Source organism: Pseudoalteromonas sp. DY56-GL79, assembly GCF_041414765.1.
Lineage (GTDB): Bacteria > Pseudomonadota > Gammaproteobacteria > Enterobacterales > Alteromonadaceae > Pseudoalteromonas > Pseudoalteromonas piscicida.
The window spans coordinates 101,022-118,750 of the sequence record NZ_JANHZS010000010.1 but is presented as its reverse complement, the minus strand read 5'-3'; the positions used below and the strand labels follow the sequence as shown (position 1 = coordinate 118,750).

Here is a 17,729-nt window from a genome sequence, read left to right as displayed (position 1 = left end):
GGAGTTGAGAGGTTAACAAGGTGAAGCGCGTGGCTTCACCTTGTTATTCAGTGAGTCGAAGGTACTTTTCGGCTAACTGATCAAGGCTTTCTTTGTGGTTTGGATCTGGTTTGATGCAATCAATGGGGCAGACACTCACACAAGTTGGTGTGTCGTAATGGCCGACGCATTCAGTGCATTTGTCAGGGTCAATTTGATAAATTTTATCGCCCATGTAAATGGCTTGATTAGGACACTCAGGGTCGCACATATCACAGTTGATACATTTATCATTAATAAGTAGTGCCATCGTTATGCCTTTTTAAAAGGATTACGAGTGTCCTCACTTTGGCCCAAATTGCGCATTAAAATGGCGTGACTTAAGTCTATGTCTTCTGGCAGTGGAATTTTGACGATATGACCAGAGCCCTTGGCGTCATCTATCGCTTCACCTTTTTTATTTTCCATGTGTTCCAGATTAAAGTGAATATTGCCCTTAGGCGTCATTAATTCCAAGCTGTGACCGGTACAGAACTTGTTTTTAACCTCAATCTCAACGAGACCATTATTAGTGCGACCTAGCACTTCACCAACAAACTGCTGTTGATCAGACACCGAATGACCGTAGTCGTAATTTTGATAGTCTTGATGTACATGACGTTTCAAGAAACCCTCGGTATATCCTCGGTGGGCTAGGTTTTCTAGGGTTTTCATTAAGCTTGGGTCAAATGGTTTACCTGCAACAGCATCATCAATGGCTTTACGATAGACTTGTGCGGTGCGAGCAACATAATAGAATGACTTGGTTCGGCCTTCGATCTTAAGGCTGTGCACGCCCATGCGAGTCAGTTGATCAACATACTGGACAGCACGTAAATCTTTGGAATTCATGATGTAAGTACCATGCTCATCTTCAAATGCTGGCATGTATTCGCCTGGGCGACCTTGCTCTTCGAGCATAAACACTTCGTCGCTTGGTTGACCTTCCCCTAAGGTTGGAATAATCGCTTTTGGATCGACCTTATGGATAACATCGCCAGTTTCGTTTTCTTGACCCGGTTTGACATCGTAGCTCCAGCGGCAGGCATTGGTACAAGTGCCTTGGTTTGGATCACGCTTGTTGATATAACCCGACAATAAACAGCGACCAGAATAAGCCATGCATAAGGCGCCATGAACGAACACTTCAAGCTCAGTGTCTGGGCAAAATGTACGAATTTCTTCTATTTCTTGTAGCGACAACTCGCGAGAAAGAATAACGCGCTCAACCCCTTGTTTGGCCCAAAATTGCACCGCCGCATAGTTAACAGCATTCGCTTGTACGGATAGGTGAATTGGCATGTCTGGCCACTTATCGCGCACCAGCATAATTAGCCCGGGATCGGACATGATAAGTGCGTCTGGCTTCATTGCGATAACAGGCTCAATATCACGTAAGTAAGTTTTCACTTTGCCGTTGTGCGGCGCAATATTTGATACAACATAGAGCTTTTTGTTTTGCTGGTGGGCTTCATTAATACCGATTTCGAGGTTGTTTAGGTCAAATTCGTTATTACGTACGCGCAGACTGTATCTTGGTTGTCCGGCGTAAACAGCGTCGGCACCGTACGCAAAAGCGTAACGCATATTCTTTAAACTGCCGGCAGGAGAGAGAAGTTCTGGTACAAACATGGTTTACCTCATACATTGAACTAGGGCCTGTTGAGTGATTTCGCGTGCTGATTCTAAAAAGCGGCGCAGTATAGAAGAAAGCTAAGTAAGTAATTTTGATGTAGATCAGGTTTTTTGACATTGTGCAAGGAAGGGCAAGTGACCTTGCTGTTAAGGCTTCTGCTGGCAATTCTGCGTATTTAATCGACAAATAATTCACCAAACTTTCGTTTCTTCGCAAAGAAAGCGGCGCGAGATAGTAGGTTTTTTCTACCAAAACACGTATAATTCGCGCCCGTTAATATTCACAATAATATTTTGGAGCAAAAAAGATGGCTTTAGAGCGCACTTTTTCAATCATCAAGCCTGATGCTGTAGCTAAAAACCACATCGGTGCTATCTACAACCGTTTTGAGTCTGCTGGTCTTAAAATCGTTGCATCAAAAATGGTTCACCTTTCTCAAGAGAAAGCTGAAGGTTTCTACGCAGAGCACAAAGAGCGTCCTTTCTTTGGTGCATTAGTTTCTTTCATGACTTCTGGTCCAGTAATGGTTCAGGTTCTTGAAGGTGAAGACGCAGTTCGTAAAAACCGCGAAATCATGGGTGCTACTAACCCTGCTGAAGCGCTAGCTGGTACACTACGTGCTGACTACGCAGACAGCATCGACGAGAACGCAGTACACGGTTCTGACGCGCCTGAGTCTGCTGCTCGCGAAATCGCTTACTTCTTCGCTGAAGAAGAAATCTGCCCACGTACTCGTTAATTCGAGACTTGGTGCCAAAGAAGGGCTTTCGAGCCCTTTTTTTGTCCCGTAGCTAAGTTGCGGGATAAGCGTGCTTTGTAAAGTAATCACACTACTTCACAAAACACGTTACATTATTTGTGATGCTTGCTGCTTTTTTGTACAATGCGTTGTTGGCAATTTAGCTGTTCTTACCGTCTTTAACCGAGGTTGTTCATGACCACTATTGAGAAAAAAATTAACTTACTTGATTTAAATCGCGAGGGGATGCGCGAGTTGTTTGCATCATATGGCGAAAAGCCGTTTCGCGCGGATCAGGTGATGAAATGGATTTATCATTTTGGTATCGACAACTTTGATGACATGAGCAATTTGAACAAAAAGTTGCGTGCGCGGTTGCAGGCTGAGTGTGAGATTAAAGCACCTGAAATTTCAGTAAAGCAGGTGGCTTCTGACGGTACCATTAAGTACGCACTAGTACTTGAAGGCGGCCAAGAAGTTGAAACTGTGTGGATCCCAGAAAAAGACCGAGCAACACTGTGTGTGTCTTCTCAGGTTGGTTGTGCTTTGGAATGTACTTTCTGCTCAACGGCGCAGCAGGGCTTTAACCGTAACTTAAAAGTGTCTGAGATCATTGGTCAGGTTTGGCGCGTGGCAACCGACATTGGTCTGCATAAAGGCGATAGCACTAAACGCCCAATTACTAACATCGTTATGATGGGGATGGGTGAGCCTCTGCTAAACCTAAATAATGTTGTACCAGCGATGGAACTGATGATGGACGATTGGGCATTTGGTTTATCCAAGCGCCGCGTTACGCTAAGTACATCGGGTGTGGTACCTGCGCTTGATATCTTGAAAGAAAAGATTGATGTGGCACTGGCGATCTCGCTACATGCACCAAACAATCCACTACGTGATGTGCTTGTACCAATCAACAAAAAGTATCCGATAGAAGAGTTCTTAGCAGCATGTCGTCGCTATATCGATGGTTCTAAAGCAAATAAAGACGTCACCATTGAGTACGTGATGCTACAAGACGTGAATGACAGTACAGATCATGCCCATGAATTAGTCGAAGTACTCAAAGGCACGCCGTCAAAAATTAACTTAATCCCATTTAACCCGTTCCCGGGTAATGAATATGGCCGCTCTAGCAACAGCCGCATCGATAGATTTTCTAAGGTGTTACAAGCTGCAGGACTGACGTGTATCGTTCGTCGCACCCGTGGCGATGACATTGACGCTGCATGTGGACAGCTAGTGGGTGATGTTGTGGACAGAACCAAACGTTTAGCTAAGAAAAAGCAGCGTGACGACAACGCCATTGCTGTCAATGTGAGCGCACAATAATATTCATGAGCTGGGTTTACCCAGCTCATTTCATCTTGACCACAGATAAGTTCTGACTATCTGGTAAAAAATAGATGAATCTCTTAGCCTTTTGGGTAATATAGGGCACACATAGAACCCAGTGGCATTCAAAGGTGAGTGATGCAATCGCGAAATTATCGCAAAACAGGATTGGCTGCATCCATTCTCGCAGGCGCGAGTTTAGTTCTGTCAGGTTGTGTGACGGAGAGTAGTTATCGCTCCGACGGGCGTCCTGTGGCCGAACAACAAGTCAATAACACCAATGCCGCAAGAACTCGTATTGCACTGGCACTTCAATATCTCAATTCAGGTAACACTACCTCAGCCAAATTTAATTTAGAGCGGGCATTACAACTAGCGCCAAAACTGGCCGAAGCCCATTATACGTTGGCGTATTATTACGAGCAGGTGGGTGAGCAACAACGTGCTGATAATGCCTATCAGGCGGCTTTGGATATTGAGCCAGATAACCCCGACACGCTAAACAACTATGGCACTTTTCTTTGCCGAGTTGGTCAGTATGACAAGGCGAGCCAATATTTTTTCAAAGCGATTGAGGTACCAAGTTATTTGCGGGTATCGGCAAGCTACGAAAACTTGGCGCTGTGTGCGCTGAAACAAAATGAGTATTCCCTAGCCGAGGAATATCTGCAAAGCGCGATTAAGCATAACGCTCAGCAGATGTCGTCGCAACTTGCGCTCGCGGGCCTATACTATGCTCGCAGTGATTTCTTAAGAGCAGAAGATGTACTTGATAATGTTGCCAAGCGTGGATTTATTTCACCAAGAAGCTTAATGCTTGGGCACTTAGTACATATGCAAATGGGGCACTTACAGAAGGCGCAAGACATCGCCACGACTTTGGTGCAAAGCTACCCTAAATCTGCTCAAGCAGGGCTCATCTTAACGAATAATATCGCTGCAAGTGAATTTGAACGGTTGCGCAATCGCTACCGAGAAGCACAGTTAAATAAGCTTGCCGAGGCGTCGCCTAGTCATATTGTAGCGAATCCAAAAATTAAAATTAAACGTAAGAAAATGCAACCGAATTCAACGCAATCATTCACCGTTGATTCACCCGTTGAGGCCAATAATTTTGCGCCTTCGGCAAAACCTGAAGTGGTAAAAAGTACGTCTTTAGTAAACGTTAGCTCGGACTCTGAAGCTCGGGTTGAGTTTTATCAACCGGACCCATCGGAAGTTACATTTAGTCCTCGCTCACGTGAGCCTCAAGTGTTAGCGACTACCTCATCAAGCAGTTCAAGTGTACCGTTATTAAATCGTGACGTTGCGCCTCCTCAGGTACCTTTTCATACTGTGATTGCAGGTGAAAACCTATTTAGTATTTCAGTCAAATACGACATTAAAATGGTTGAATTGATGGAATATAATCAAGTGCGGGAATCTGCAAGATTGTACGCAGGTCAAAAGGTGTATCTTAACAATCCCAATGTCGTGCATGAAATTGCGGCGGGAGATACTTTGCTCAGTATTGCCGATCGATATGGTGTGTTGATCGATGAAATTATGCGATGGAATAAACTCACTCCTGATGTGGCGCTGCAAGCAGGCCACGGATTACTAATTGTAGACCCAACAAATTACGTTTTATGAACCAAACAATGAAAGAGCAGGAAGCACCTGAACAAGAGCAGCCTTCACTCGGGCAAACTTTAGCAACGGCAAGACAAAATGCCGGGATCAGCTTTGCTGAAATTGAATCGCGCTTAAAGATGACTCATGCCCAACTTACCAAGCTCGAGCAGGATGACTATCAAGACCTAGGGCCTGAAACCTTTGTGCGTGGCTACATTAAAAATTACGCCGCGTTACTGGGATTGAATCCGACGGAAGTACTGGCTAGATATCAATCTCCGGAGTTGCCGCCACAGAAAAAGCGAATGCAAAGCTTTTCTCGCCGCACTCATAAAGAAGCCCACGATAACCGCCTAATGATGGTGAGCTACATTGTGCTGGCTATCGTGCTGGGGTCGTCGGCATTTTGGTTTTGGCAGACCAGTAGCTCAGAACAAGAAGTGGTGCCTGAAACGCCGGTCACTCAGCTTGAGACGCCAGTTGAAAATGCCACAACGCCAAAGGTTGATGAGTTAGCATTACCTACTGAGCAAAACAATGACACAACCCCGCAAAGCGAGCCACAGGCGAGTGAAGCGGAGGTTTCAGTGCCAGTTGAAACGAAACCGCAAGCGACAAAACGAGACTCTGCATTGAGCACGGTAGTCATGCATTTCAACGAAGAAAGTTGGGTTGAAATGTTTGACGCAACACAAGAGCGTGTCGCGTTTGGTGTTAAAAAAGCGGGATATACTATGACAGTTGAAGGTAAGGCCCCTTTTTCTGTTATACTCGGCAAGCATCAGGCCGTAGAGGTCACGCTTGACGGTAAACCAGTGTCATTGCCTGCGTTTACTAAAAACCGTCTAGCTAAATTCAATTTACCGTTAACAGAGTAGTCAGCATGTTTTCAGAACCACCTATAAAGCGTAGAAAATCAACAAGGATCTATGTCGGTAATGTGCCTATTGGTGATGGCGCACCGATAGCTGTACAGTCTATGACGAACACCAATACTCTAGATGTTGATGCGACGGTGGCACAAATTAAAGCTATCCAAGACGCCGGAGCGGATATTGTCCGTGTTTCTGTGCCGACAATGGATGCAGCTGAAGCATTCAAAAGCATTAAAGAGCAAGTGGATATTCCACTCGTCACGGATATTCACTTCGATTATCGTATTGCATTACAAGTGGCTAAGTACGGCGCCGACTGCTTGCGGATAAACCCTGGGAATATTGGCAGTGAAGATCGTATTCGTGCAGTGATTGACGCGGCGGGTGAGCACAACATTCCAATTCGTATTGGCGTGAATGGCGGCTCACTAGAGCGCGATTTGCAAGAAAAGTATGGTGAACCAACACCTGAGGCCTTGCTTGAGTCTGCGATGCGACATGTCGAAATTCTTCAGCGCCATAACTTTGATCAGTTTAAAGTCTCGGTAAAAGCTTCCGACGTGTTTTTGGCCGTTGGCGCTTATCGTTTATTGGCAAAAGAAATTGATCAACCTCTGCACCTTGGGATCACCGAGGCGGGTGGGTTTAGAGCCGGTTCGGTTAAATCGGCAGTTGGTCTAGGGATGTTACTTGCTGAAGGGATTGGTGATACATTACGTGTTTCACTTGCGGCTGATCCGGTGCAAGAAATCAAAGTGGGTTTTGATATTCTAAAGTCACTGCGAATTCGTTCGCGCGGCATCAATTTTATTGCTTGCCCAAGTTGTTCACGCCAAGAGTTTGATGTAGTGAATACAATGAATCAGCTGGAAGAGCGATTAGAAGATATCGTCACACCAATTTCGGTGTCTGTGATTGGCTGCGTGGTAAATGGTCCTGGTGAAGCACTTATCAGTGACTTGGGCCTTGCTGGCGCAAATCGTCGCTCAGGTCTTTATATCAATGGCGAGCGCCAAAAAACACGGATTGATAATGATGATATCGTCGCTCAATTAGAGTCTCAGATCCGAGAATATGTAGAGAAAAAAGAAAGTGAAGAAAAAATCGATGTAAAAATCATCGACTGACACCTGCGTAATCGTTAAGATAAGCGAATTTTCGCGCTTTCTCACGGCGTGCTAAACTGCACGACGATAAATGGCATTAAAGAAATAAAACCAATGCGATGAGGCTGTTTGAGCGCATTTAGTCAAAGACTCAAGCAGCATTAAATCGATTGGTGACAAATTTAAGTTAGGGTTTTCAGTGACTAAACAACTTCAGGCAATCCGTGGAATGAATGATTGTCTGCCAGGTGACACGCAAGTCTGGCAGAAAGTAGAATCGGTATTAAGAGAGACAGTAGCGGCTTTTGGCTACCAAGAGATCCGTTTTCCAATCGTTGAGTCGACCGATCTATTTAAACGCTCTATCGGTGAAGTGACCGATATCGTTGAAAAAGAGATGTATACCTTTGATGACCGCAATGGCGATAGCTTAACGCTACGTCCGGAAGGTACTGCTGTGTGCGTACGAGCGGGAAATCAAAATGGTTTGCTATATAACCAAGAACAGCGCCTTTGGTACATGGGGCCAATGTTCCGCCATGAAAGACCGCAAAAAGGCCGTTACCGTCAATTCCATCAATTTGGTGTTGAAACTTTTGGTATGGCAACACCAGATATTGATGCTGAAGTGATCCTAATGACGGCGCGCTTATGGCAGCAATTTGGTATTCAAGACCATGTAAAGCTTGAGCTCAATTCTTTGGGGTCAAATGAAGCGCGTGCTGAATATCGCGATGCTCTGATTGCATATCTGGAGCAACACAAAGAAGCGCTTGACGAAGACAGTTTGCGCCGTATGTATAGCAACCCACTGCGCGTGTTAGATAGCAAAAACCCAGAGGTGCAAGCTGTACTTGTTGATGCACCTAAGCTTTCTGAACACTTAGATGAAGAATCACGCGAACATTTTGCTAATTTGTGTGAACGTTTAGACGCAGCTGGCGTCGAATACCAAGTTAATGAAAAACTGGTACGTGGCCTAGATTACTACAACCGCACCGTATTTGAGTGGGTGACAACAAGCTTAGGTTCTCAGGGCACTGTATGTGCTGGCGGCCGCTACGATGGCTTGGTTGAGCAGCTTGGCGGCAAAGCAACGCCAGCCGTTGGTTTTGCTATGGGTATCGAACGTTTAGTGTTGATGCTACAAACGCTGGAATGTGTGGGTGATATTCGTCGTAATGCTGATGTATACGTCGTTGCAATGGGTGACAAAGCGGCGATTCAAGCCCCAGTAATTGCACAGCAATTACGAGATGATATTGCTGGCCTTCGCGTGATGGTTCATTGTGGCGGTGGCAACTTTAAGAAACAATTTAAACGTGCAGATAAAAGCGATGCTGTTATTGCGCTCGTGCTAGGCGAAGATGAACTCGCTGAAGGCAAAGTGACAGTGAAGTATCTGCGTGAAGAGAAAGAACAAATCACCTTACCACTTGCAGAAGTAAAAACGCTGTTAGCAGAGCTGGTAAGCTAAGAGGTTAGAATGGAAATTTATTCAACAGAAGAACAACAAGCAGAAGCAATAAAACGATTTTTCCGTGAAAATGGTACAACAATTGTGGTCGGTGCCGTGCTTGGTTTGGGTGGTCTGTATGGCTGGAAAGCGTATAACCAAAGCCAGATCGATAGCGCAGAAGCAGCATCAGAAGCATACACTCAGGTTGTTGAAAGTGACGATGTACTAGCAAAAAGCGACGCCTTTGTTGCTGCAAATGCAGATTCTAACTACGCCGTGTTAGCGGCTTTCGTTGCTGCTAAAGAGGCAATTGACAAAGACGATCTTAAGCTAGCTGCCGAGAAGCTAACTTGGGCGGCTGACAATGTTGCCAACGCTGAGCTAAAAGCAACGGCTTTATTAAGACTTGCACGTGTACAAGCGTCTCAGTCTCAATACGAACAAGCACTTGCAACACTGGCTAAGCCTATGCCAGAAGCGTTTAAGGCACAGCTTGCTGAGATCCAAGGTGATATTTACCTTGCTCAAGGCGATAAAGATAAAGCACGTAGTGCTTATCAATCGGCATTAGAAGCAGCGGAAGGCAATAGCAACCCTATGCTGCAAATTAAACTGGATGATCTTGCACAAAAGACAACGGTTTAAGGAGTTGCCATGAAGAAGTTAACGATGGCCTCATTGGCTTTATGTGTTGCAGCACTCACCGCTGGTTGTTCTTCTAGTGATGATGAAGAAGAGTTAAAACTCCCTGAGATCAACAATCAATTCGACGCCACTGTTGTTTGGCAAGAAGGGATTGGTGACGGGGTTGAGCACTACTTTTCGCGCTTATCTCCTGTAAGCTACCAGAACACTGTTTTTGCCGCTGCCCGTGAAGGTATAGTGACAGCGTTTGATACTGAAACAGGTAAAGAAAAGTGGCGAGTTGATGTTCGTGAGAATAAGAACTTTTGGCCATGGGAAGACAATGACAGTGCGAAGCTGTCAGGCGGGATCACACAAGCTTATGGCAAACTGTATGTTGGCTCTGAGCACGGACAGGTTTTTGCGCTTGACCGTGAAACCGGCGAAATAGTATGGCGTAAGTCGGTACCGGGTGAAGCGCTTTCTGCGCCAGCTGCAGGCGATGGTCTTCTTTACGTTAACTTAGGTTCAGGCAAGCTGGTTGCGCTACACCCAGATACAGGTGAAGAGCGTTGGCACTATGAGCAAGAAGTCCCTGCGCTGACATTACGAGGCCTAAGCTCACCGACCAGCGCGAATGGTGGCGTATTGGTTGGCGAAGAAAGTGGTAAATTAACAGCGCTTATCGCTGAAAACGGTTTTACCGCATGGAGCTCGGATGTTGCAATTGCAAAAGGGGCTTCTGAGTTTGAACGTTTGGTGGATGTCGATACTAAACCCGTTGTAAGCGGCGCATATGTGTATTCTATCGCCTATAATGGTAAACTAGTCGCCATTGATGTGCGCAGCGGTAATGTGGTGTGGGATCGTGAGTACAGTAGTTACCGAGACCTCACACTTGATCTTGACGTAATCTATTTGGTTGATAGCGATGGCGTGTTGTACGCACTAGACAAAAACTCAGGTATTGAACGTTGGACACAACCAGCTCTGCGCGGTTGGTATTTAACCGCTCCAACGGTTGCTGGCAACTACGTAGTGGTTGGCGATCAGGAAGGTAACTTACACTGGCTAGATAAGAGCTCTGGTGAGTTGGTATCGCGTACTGAGTTTGATAGTTCAGGTTTTTTCGTCGAACCGATTGTGGTTGATGGCAAAGTATTTGTTTACACGCGTGATGGTGAGCTTAGCGCAGTTCAAATTCCGCAGTAACTTTCTGAATTTTTGGATATTTTATGGGGCTTCGCTTTTGCGAAGCCTTTTGTTGTTTTTAAAAGAGGTAGTCTATGCTTCCTGTGATCGCTCTGGTTGGGCGACCTAATGTGGGTAAATCCACACTGTTTAATCGTTTAACACGTACTCGTGACGCGTTAGTTGCTGACTTTCCGGGTCTGACTCGCGACCGTAAATACGGCCAAGCAAACTATGAAGGCTACGAGTTTATTGTGGTAGACACGGGTGGTATCGATGGCTCTGAAGAAGGCATTGAAACTGAAATGGCCGAGCAGTCGCTGCTTGCAATTGAAGAAGCGGATATTGTGCTATTTTTGGTGGATGCGCGCGCAGGTATGACGGTTGCTGATCAAGCTATCGCGCAGCACCTTCGTAAACAACAGAAAAACTGCTTTGTTGTCGCCAATAAAACGGATGGCATTGACGCTGACTCCAACTGTGCTGAGTTTTACCAGCTAGCGCTCGGTGACGTTCAACAGATCGCCGCCGCGCACGGTCGTGGTGTTACTCAATTATTAGAGTTGACGCTACAACCGATTATCGCTGAGCTTACGGCTCAAGATGAAGAGCTTGAGAATGACGATGAAGATATCGCTGAGCTTTACCTTGAAGGTGAAGAAGCCGAAGACGGCAAAACAGGTTTTGAAGACAAGCCTGTTAAACTTGCGATTATCGGTCGTCCAAATGTAGGTAAGTCAACACTAACTAACCGTATTTTAGGTGAAGACCGCGTTATCGTTTACGATATGCCGGGTACGACGCGTGACTCAATTTACATTCCGATGACGCGCAATGATAAAGAGTACGTGTTAATCGACACCGCCGGTGTACGTAAGCGTAAGAAAGTCAGCGATGTCGTAGAGAAATTCTCGGTTATCAAAACACTGCAAGCGATTGAAGATGCCAATGTGGTATTGCTCGTTGTAGACGCGCGCGAGGGGATCTCAGATCAAGACTTGAGCCTACTTGGTTTTGCGCTAAATGCGGGTCGCTCGTTGGTTATTGCGGTAAACAAATGGGATGGTCTTGATGATTATGTCAAAGAGCGTATCAAAACTGAGCTAGACAGACGACTGGGCTTTGTTGATTTTGCTCGTCTGCACTTTATCAGCGCATTACATGGTACAGGTGTTGGTCACTTGTTTGAGTCGATTGACGAAGCTTATGAGTCAGCGACTAAGCGAGTAAGTACAGCAATGTTACGTCGTATTATGGATATGGCTCAGGCGGATCACCAGCCACCACTAGTTCGTGGACGCCGTGTGAAGCTTAAGTACGCACACGCAGGTGGTTATAACCCGCCGCGTATTGTTATCCACGGTAATATGGTGCACGAACTGCCAGATAGCTATAAGCGCTATTTGATGAACTACTATCGTAAAGCGCTTAACGTAATGGGTACGCCGATTAAGATTGAATTCCGTGAAGGGGATAACCCTTACGCTGGTCGTTCAAACAAAATGACGCTATCGCAAAAGCGTAAGCTTCGCGCATTCGCAAAAGAAAACCGCAATAAGTCGTAAGGCTTTTTGCGAGAATTTTAGCTCGACACCATTTGGTTAGTGTGTCGAGCTAAACATAAGTTCCACACCTATCCAACCAACTTCTGTTTACACCACCGACTATATTTAACCCCTGAACGCTCTTACTTTGTTTTACCTTGCCCAACATTTGTGCTTAAGTTATATATAACCTGAGCTTCGGATAATTAATGCCTTTCTAGCAGCTAGTTTCAGCGCTAACTTTGTTGAATTTACTTCCAATAGCCAGCTATTGGTGCGTAAATCCGCCTAGTTATCCCTAAAACTCTCTGGCTGGACAAGTATATGGTTTAGACAAGCTTGAAAAATAAAGAGTTAGCTCATTTCTTACCCAAAACTCAGGTTAAGTTACATTAGGTTTATTGATAGTGGGGCTTAGGTGTTTGCCAAAACGGTGATTTATGTAGAAAGTGTTGAGGAAGTGCTGGATTTTTACTATCAAGCATTTGGCTTGAGCACTTTTGATATGACAGATGAAGGGGATTATGGTGAGTTAGACACAGGTGAAGTGAAACTCGCCTTTGCCAGCCACCCGTTAGCTCAATCACAATTTAGGCAAGACTATATTCGTTGCCATCCTAAACAGCCTGCACTTGGTTTTGAAATTACCATCAGCTGTGAAAATGTCCCTGAATGCTATGATAAGGCGGTAGCCGCTGGGGCTGAGCCATTAAGCCCACCAAACCAAAAGGGCAGAGTAACACAAGCTTATGTAAGAGCCATTGAAGGGACTTTAATTGCTTTGGTGTCAAAGCCGGGGGAATAGCGGCACTCACAAAGGATGAGCGCCACTTTGATGCGGTGTGCTTTTATTCGATATCGACAAGTAGTCTAGCAAGACCAACGGGCTCGATTTCAACACAAACGTTGTCATCATTCCAGTTTAGACCAACGAGTGCATCATCTTCTTTTAGGTCGAGTACCCATTCGTCAAGAAAACTTTCAACATCAATACTCATTGGCGAGAATTCACTCCACTCGTCGCGACATTGAGCTTGCGCTTTTTCTTCACTATCCCAAAGCAATAACACATCAGTCTCGTCAAACTGGTTTGAGTCAACCACAACCATACCGCCGTCATCAGAGCTAAGTGCCCAAACGCTTTCAGTATTTTTTACTTGCTCAATAAACTCACTGACTTCTGAGCCAATTTCTTCTTCATTCATCATAGGTGTTCTCAATTTCGTGGATCAGTTTGCTGGGCGATTGCTTGGCTTTGCCAACGGCCATGAAATGCCATTAGGTTGGTGTAATCGCTCAGGTCGACGAGCTCTCTAAATAGAACCCAATCAATAAGGCAGTATAAACTGATTTGGAGATAATCACAGTGTAAAAACTCTTCTGTCACACACTCTTCATTGAGATAGTGCAGGGTATGACCAATTCGTTCCCGCTGTAGATTAAAAAATAGTTTATCTTGTTCAATATCAAAACCTGAGCGCTTGCTAAGTAACAGTTCCACCAAAGAATCATTACAGGCATTGATAAGGATCAGCCAATTTTCTTGATCCCAACTGGGAAATGGAAGTTGATGTTTTTCACGGAGATAGCGAACAATCAGATTGGAGTCACAAATAAGTTGTGCATCGTCTATTAAAAATGGGATCTTACGGGCAGGATTATGGCGAATAAGTTCGTCATGGCCTGCTTCGGAAAATATATCTATATGCTGGTAGCTCATTGGGAGCTGTTTAGCCGCGGCCCACATTCTAATTCGACGGGCGTATGGACTGGTGTTCGAACCGATAAGTTTCATGCCATCATTCCTTCAACTAAGTATCTTTTCGCTCATTCAGTAAATGTAGCTAGCTGGTATTAAGGAATGATGGCGAAGTGATTAACTTTTCGCAAGCGAATTAATCGCTACGACTGGTTACCTCAAGCAAGTGAAAACCAAACTGCGTTTGCACTGGCCCTTGTACTTGATTGATTGGGGCTGAAAAAACCACTTTATCGAATTCAGGCACCATCATGCCTGGTCCGAACTCACCTAGCGCACCACCATCTTGGCCCGACGGGCAATTGGAGTACTGCTTTGCGATTTCTGCGAAATCTTCCCCTGCTGCAATGCGTTCTTTGAGCTCCATGCATTGCGCTTCACTATCTACTAGGATGTGTCTTGCACTAGCGATTGCCATAATTTCTCCGATGATTATTTATTATTCATACTTTATTCTAATCTAGGTACGTTAAAAAATCAGCTTATCTAGGCAAGAGTTTTTCAATTTCGCTAGTGAGTTCGTCAGACATAGGTTTAGTGCGGCTGTTAAAGCGCTTGATTGTCTTCCGATCAGCTGACACTAAGTATTTGTAAAAATTCCAATTTGGAGAACTTGTTACTTCATTCAAATGTTGGAAAATGGGGTTGGCATCCGAGCCTCTAACTTCCGATGTCGCAAACATATTGAAGGTTACACCGTAGTTGATAAAGCATACTTTTGCAGTTTCCTTTTCGTCGTCTTCTTCTTGAAAAAAGTCATCAGAGGGAAAACCAAGAACAACAAGACCTTTATCTTGATATTTTTGATGTAGTTGCTCAAGCCCTTCAAACTGTCCGGTAAATCCACAGTTGCTGGCTGTATTTACGATGAGAAGCGGTTTGTCTTTAAATTCACATAGATTAAGTGAGTCATCAGAACGCAGTTTTCGCAGCTCAACATTGGTAAAATCATCACAGCTGGATGTCTTTGCATACGTGTTACTCGAGATTAGGAAACCAAGCGCTAAGCTCAGAATCGAAAGACTTTTTATCATCAGTGCTTTCCTTTTATTTATGTTATCTCTTATGATACGAAAATATTCGTTACCTTGATCAGCTTTCATGAATATTAGACTCGCTAAACCGCATGACCTTTGCGCCATTGTTGCCATTTACAACGAAACGATACCGAGCCGCCAAGTCACAGCGGATACGGAGCCCGTAAGCGTAGCACAAAAGCAAAGTTGGTTCGCCGCACATACGCAAAATCGCCCAATTTATGTGGTAGAGCAGGCGGATGAGGTGGTTGCATGGATAAGCTTTAGCAGCTTTTATGGACGTCCTGCCTACGATGGTACGGCTGAGGTGAGTATCTATCTTGCAAAAGCGGCACAAGGCCAAGGGTTAGGTAGTAAACTCATGGATTTTGCAGAGCAGCAAGCGCCAACTCTGTTTATTACGACGTTACTTGGCTTTATTTTTTCTCATAATCTCCCCAGTATCCGCTTGTTTGAAAAACACGGTTATAAAAAGTGGGGAGAATTACCTAATGTCGCGGTCATGGATGGTAATCACTATAGCTTGACGATTTTGGGCAAATCTCTCGCATAGCTTTATACGCCGTTGGTCTTTGCTGTTTGAATTTTTTTCGTTGCGTGAATTAGACCGCGGCGTCAAACATATCAAAATAGTGCTATTTTTTAGCGTCTTGTGATTCTTCTACTAAACTGGATCTCAGAATTATCGGTAAAGGATCTGGTTATGACGAATCGAGTGCTGATTATTGACAGCAGCAGTGTGCAAGCGATGCGAGTAAAGGTATTATTTGAGTTACTCGGTGGTGAGGTAGAGCATGTGCATTACCGGAGTCTGGAAGCAAATCTCGATTTTGATAAGTTTGATGTTGTTGTTATTGCTCATGGGGTGCCCGCCAGTAAGCTCCAAGCGTTATATCAACTGAGGAATCATGATAAGTTAGTGTTGCTGGCACCTAAACCCGATAATGCCGAGCACTTAAAATCTTTCAGTGAAATCAACCGGGCCTTGCCAAATGGCATTGTGATCTATCCTTTCTTTGCCAATAAAGATATTACTGGCTTACTTGAGCGCTTACTGGAAATTGGTTCTACTAATACCTTAGTGCTGCCCAAAGTGTTGCTGGTTGACCATCATACGCCTCGCCTAGAGACCTTAGCTAACGGTCTACGCGGAGCACAGCTTGCGGTGACGACCGCGACGACGCTTGATGAAGCGATGCAAGTTGCCGAGCGACACCCTGTTGATCTCCTTATTTGTGACTTTAATCTAGAAAAAGACACAGGCTTAGATGTGTTTAATAAAGTTCGTCAAGTGCACCACAATTGCCGCTGCTTATTGATGACTTCTCGGGTTAATCAAGTGGATATGTTAGAAGCCGTGCGTCAAGGGGTTGAAGACATTCTGATTAAGCCGTTTGATGAGAGCGATTTATTACAAAGCCTACATAAATTATGGCAAACAGAGCTCTTAAGACGCCATAACCAAGAGTTGGTTGAGCGCCTACAGGATACGGTCGATGCCTTAATTGAACGCGATAGTCTGTTGCGTGTGATTTATAAACATACCCCGGATCCGATTATGCTGTTCAACCGTCAAGGCCATATTATTGAAGCAAATGACGCGTGTTGCGAATTGTTTGAACTGACGGAAGAAGAACTACAGCCACTCTCTATTTTTGAGCTATTTGATGAAATATCCGTGTCGCAATTACGCGATTTGATGAAGCATGTTGGTATGTTAAAGCATTTTAACTGTGAGCTGAGTCTGCCAAAAGCGGGTGAGCGCAGCATTCCTTTGATGGGAACGTTTAATGAAATCGATCATCACGGCGATATGGCATTTGCGGTCATTTTTAAAAATGTCTCAAAGCTTAAAGAGCAGCAAGAAGTATTAGAAGAAACCAAAGAGTTGCTAGAGTTTGAAGTGCAAGCTCGAACGGCACAGTTACAAAAAGCCAAAGAAGCGGCGGAAGCGGCCAACCTCTCGAAATCTGAATTCTTAGCCAATATGTCCCATGAATTGCGCACACCAATGCACTCTATATTAAGTTTTGCACGTTTCGGTTTAGATAAACTCACGGCTCCTGAAGTACCTACAGATAAACTCAAAAAATATTTATCTCGTATCGAAACCAGCGGTGAGCGCCTATTGGTGCTTCTTAATAACTTGCTTGATTTATCAAAACTAGATGCGGGACGTTTTCCATTTAATCCAAGTTTCCATAATTTGATTAATGTGATCCAAAGCGGCATTGAAGATGTGTCCGGCACTGCGCTTGAGAAAAAGATAAAAATTCGTTTTGAAAAGCCCGCTCAAGGCGTGATGACCTTTTGCGATCCGGAGCAAATGAATCAAGTGATCAGAAACTTATTGGGTAATGCGCTCAAGTTTAGCCCGGAAGGTAGTGAGGTGAGTGTACTGTTAAGCTGTAAAGATCAAGATATTCATATCAAGATTGCCGATCAAGGGGTTGGTATTCCGGATGACGAATTGGAACAGATCTTTGCCAAGTTTGTGCAAAGCAGTAAAACAGACAGTGGTGCTGGCGGCACGGGTTTAGGTCTTGCTATTTGTAAGGAATTTATTTTACTGCATAAAGGGCAGATTTACGCCGAGAATAATCCGGAGGGCGGAGCATGTATCAATGTGAGCCTGCCGTTAACAGAGCACCTTGAAAGTAATGCGGTGTAATTGTGGTAATTGGAAAGGCGTTGAGTAAGCGTCTATAAATAATGATAGAGCTTGTACTAATACAATCTGATTGGGAGCTGTTGAAGCACTGGTCTTAAGTTACCGTATTTTCCCCACAGTG

General features: G+C 44.7%; 18 protein-coding genes. 12 read left to right on the top strand and 6 right to left on the bottom strand.

Annotated features, from left to right (window positions below; translation table 11 throughout):
• Window positions 1-43: 43 nt before the first annotated feature.
• Together NO992_RS09185 and yegQ are read right to left on the bottom strand one after the other, a co-directional pair.
• On the bottom strand, window positions 44-289 hold the full coding sequence (locus NO992_RS09185; protein WP_010377334.1) for a YfhL family 4Fe-4S dicluster ferredoxin: 246 nt from the start codon (window positions 287-289) through the stop codon (window positions 44-46).
• A gap of 2 nt (window positions 290-291) precedes the next feature.
• Window positions 292-1,650 (bottom strand): tRNA 5-hydroxyuridine modification protein YegQ, encoded by a 1,359-nt coding sequence (gene yegQ, locus NO992_RS09180; RefSeq protein ID WP_371376300.1) that lies wholly within the window; start codon window positions 1,648-1,650, stop codon window positions 292-294.
• Window positions 1,651-1,961: 311 nt separating this feature from the next.
• Here yegQ and ndk point away from each other — a divergent pair, with 311 nt between their 5' ends.
• The 10 genes from ndk to NO992_RS09130 all read left to right on the top strand — a co-directional run bounded on the left by ndk (window position 1,962) and on the right by NO992_RS09130 (window position 12,946).
• The gene (gene ndk / locus NO992_RS09175; protein WP_010377338.1) at window positions 1,962-2,393 is read left to right on the top strand and encodes a nucleoside-diphosphate kinase; all 432 of its coding nucleotides are present in this window, start codon (window positions 1,962-1,964) and stop codon (window positions 2,391-2,393) included.
• 195 nt (window positions 2,394-2,588) lie between these two features.
• Window positions 2,589-3,725: a bifunctional tRNA (adenosine(37)-C2)-methyltransferase TrmG/ribosomal RNA large subunit methyltransferase RlmN gene (locus NO992_RS09170; RefSeq protein WP_017217053.1), complete on the top strand. Its 1,137-nt coding sequence runs from the start codon at window positions 2,589-2,591 to the stop codon at window positions 3,723-3,725.
• A gap of 141 nt (window positions 3,726-3,866) precedes the next feature.
• The gene (gene pilW, locus NO992_RS09165; protein ID WP_371376296.1) at window positions 3,867-5,360 is read left to right on the top strand and encodes a type IV pilus biogenesis/stability protein PilW; all 1,494 of its coding nucleotides are present in this window, start codon (window positions 3,867-3,869) and stop codon (window positions 5,358-5,360) included.
• An 8-nt stretch (window positions 5,361-5,368) separates the two neighbouring features.
• The gene (locus NO992_RS09160) at window positions 5,369-6,220 is read left to right on the top strand and encodes a RodZ domain-containing protein (RefSeq protein ID WP_239358677.1); all 852 of its coding nucleotides are present in this window, start codon (window positions 5,369-5,371) and stop codon (window positions 6,218-6,220) included.
• Window positions 6,221-6,225: 5 nt separating this feature from the next.
• Entirely contained in the window at window positions 6,226-7,344 is a 1,119-nt protein-coding gene (ispG, locus tag NO992_RS09155; protein ID WP_371376293.1) for a flavodoxin-dependent (E)-4-hydroxy-3-methylbut-2-enyl-diphosphate synthase, read from the top strand.
• Between the two features lie 178 nt (window positions 7,345-7,522).
• A complete protein-coding gene (hisS, locus tag NO992_RS09150; protein ID WP_371376290.1) occupies window positions 7,523-8,800 on the top strand; it encodes a histidine--tRNA ligase in 1,278 nt (425 codons plus the stop codon).
• Window positions 8,801-8,809: 9 nt separating this feature from the next.
• Window positions 8,810-9,427, top strand: a complete 618-nt coding sequence (locus NO992_RS09145; protein WP_010605666.1) for a tetratricopeptide repeat protein — start codon at window positions 8,810-8,812, stop codon at window positions 9,425-9,427.
• A gap of 9 nt (window positions 9,428-9,436) precedes the next feature.
• A complete protein-coding gene (gene bamB, locus NO992_RS09140) occupies window positions 9,437-10,618 on the top strand; it encodes an outer membrane protein assembly factor BamB (protein WP_010377353.1) in 1,182 nt (393 codons plus the stop codon).
• A gap of 74 nt (window positions 10,619-10,692) precedes the next feature.
• Window positions 10,693-12,162: a ribosome biogenesis GTPase Der gene (gene der, locus NO992_RS09135; RefSeq protein ID WP_010377355.1), complete on the top strand. Its 1,470-nt coding sequence runs from the start codon at window positions 10,693-10,695 to the stop codon at window positions 12,160-12,162.
• A 397-nt stretch (window positions 12,163-12,559) separates the two neighbouring features.
• Window positions 12,560-12,946: a VOC family protein gene (locus tag NO992_RS09130; protein ID WP_239358673.1), complete on the top strand. Its 387-nt coding sequence runs from the start codon at window positions 12,560-12,562 to the stop codon at window positions 12,944-12,946.
• A gap of 43 nt (window positions 12,947-12,989) precedes the next feature.
• Here the strand turns inward: NO992_RS09130 and NO992_RS09125 are convergent, their stop codons facing one another.
• The 4 genes from NO992_RS09125 to NO992_RS09110 form a co-directional block, all read right to left on the bottom strand.
• On the bottom strand, window positions 12,990-13,346 hold the full coding sequence (locus NO992_RS09125; RefSeq protein ID WP_010605663.1) for a DUF2750 domain-containing protein: 357 nt from the start codon (window positions 13,344-13,346) through the stop codon (window positions 12,990-12,992).
• 11 nt (window positions 13,347-13,357) lie between these two features.
• Window positions 13,358-13,936: a glutathione S-transferase family protein gene (locus NO992_RS09120; RefSeq protein WP_019647242.1), complete on the bottom strand. Its 579-nt coding sequence runs from the start codon at window positions 13,934-13,936 to the stop codon at window positions 13,358-13,360.
• A 100-nt stretch (window positions 13,937-14,036) separates the two neighbouring features.
• Window positions 14,037-14,318 (bottom strand): peptidylprolyl isomerase, encoded by a 282-nt coding sequence (locus NO992_RS09115; RefSeq protein ID WP_010377362.1) that lies wholly within the window; start codon window positions 14,316-14,318, stop codon window positions 14,037-14,039.
• A gap of 64 nt (window positions 14,319-14,382) precedes the next feature.
• A complete protein-coding gene (locus NO992_RS09110; RefSeq protein ID WP_010377364.1) occupies window positions 14,383-14,934 on the bottom strand; it encodes a glutathione peroxidase in 552 nt (183 codons plus the stop codon).
• A 67-nt stretch (window positions 14,935-15,001) separates the two neighbouring features.
• Here NO992_RS09110 and NO992_RS09105 point away from each other — a divergent pair, with 67 nt between their 5' ends.
• Window positions 15,002-15,490 carry a GNAT family N-acetyltransferase gene (locus tag NO992_RS09105; protein ID WP_239979745.1) on the top strand — a complete coding sequence of 163 codons (489 nt, stop codon included), beginning with the start codon at window positions 15,002-15,004 and terminating at the stop codon, window positions 15,488-15,490.
• Window positions 15,491-15,640: 150 nt separating this feature from the next.
• Window positions 15,641-17,608, top strand: coding sequence for an ATP-binding protein (locus NO992_RS09100; RefSeq protein ID WP_371376283.1), 1,968 nt, complete (start codon window positions 15,641-15,643; stop codon window positions 17,606-17,608).
• The last annotated feature ends 121 nt before the right edge of the window (window positions 17,609-17,729 follow it).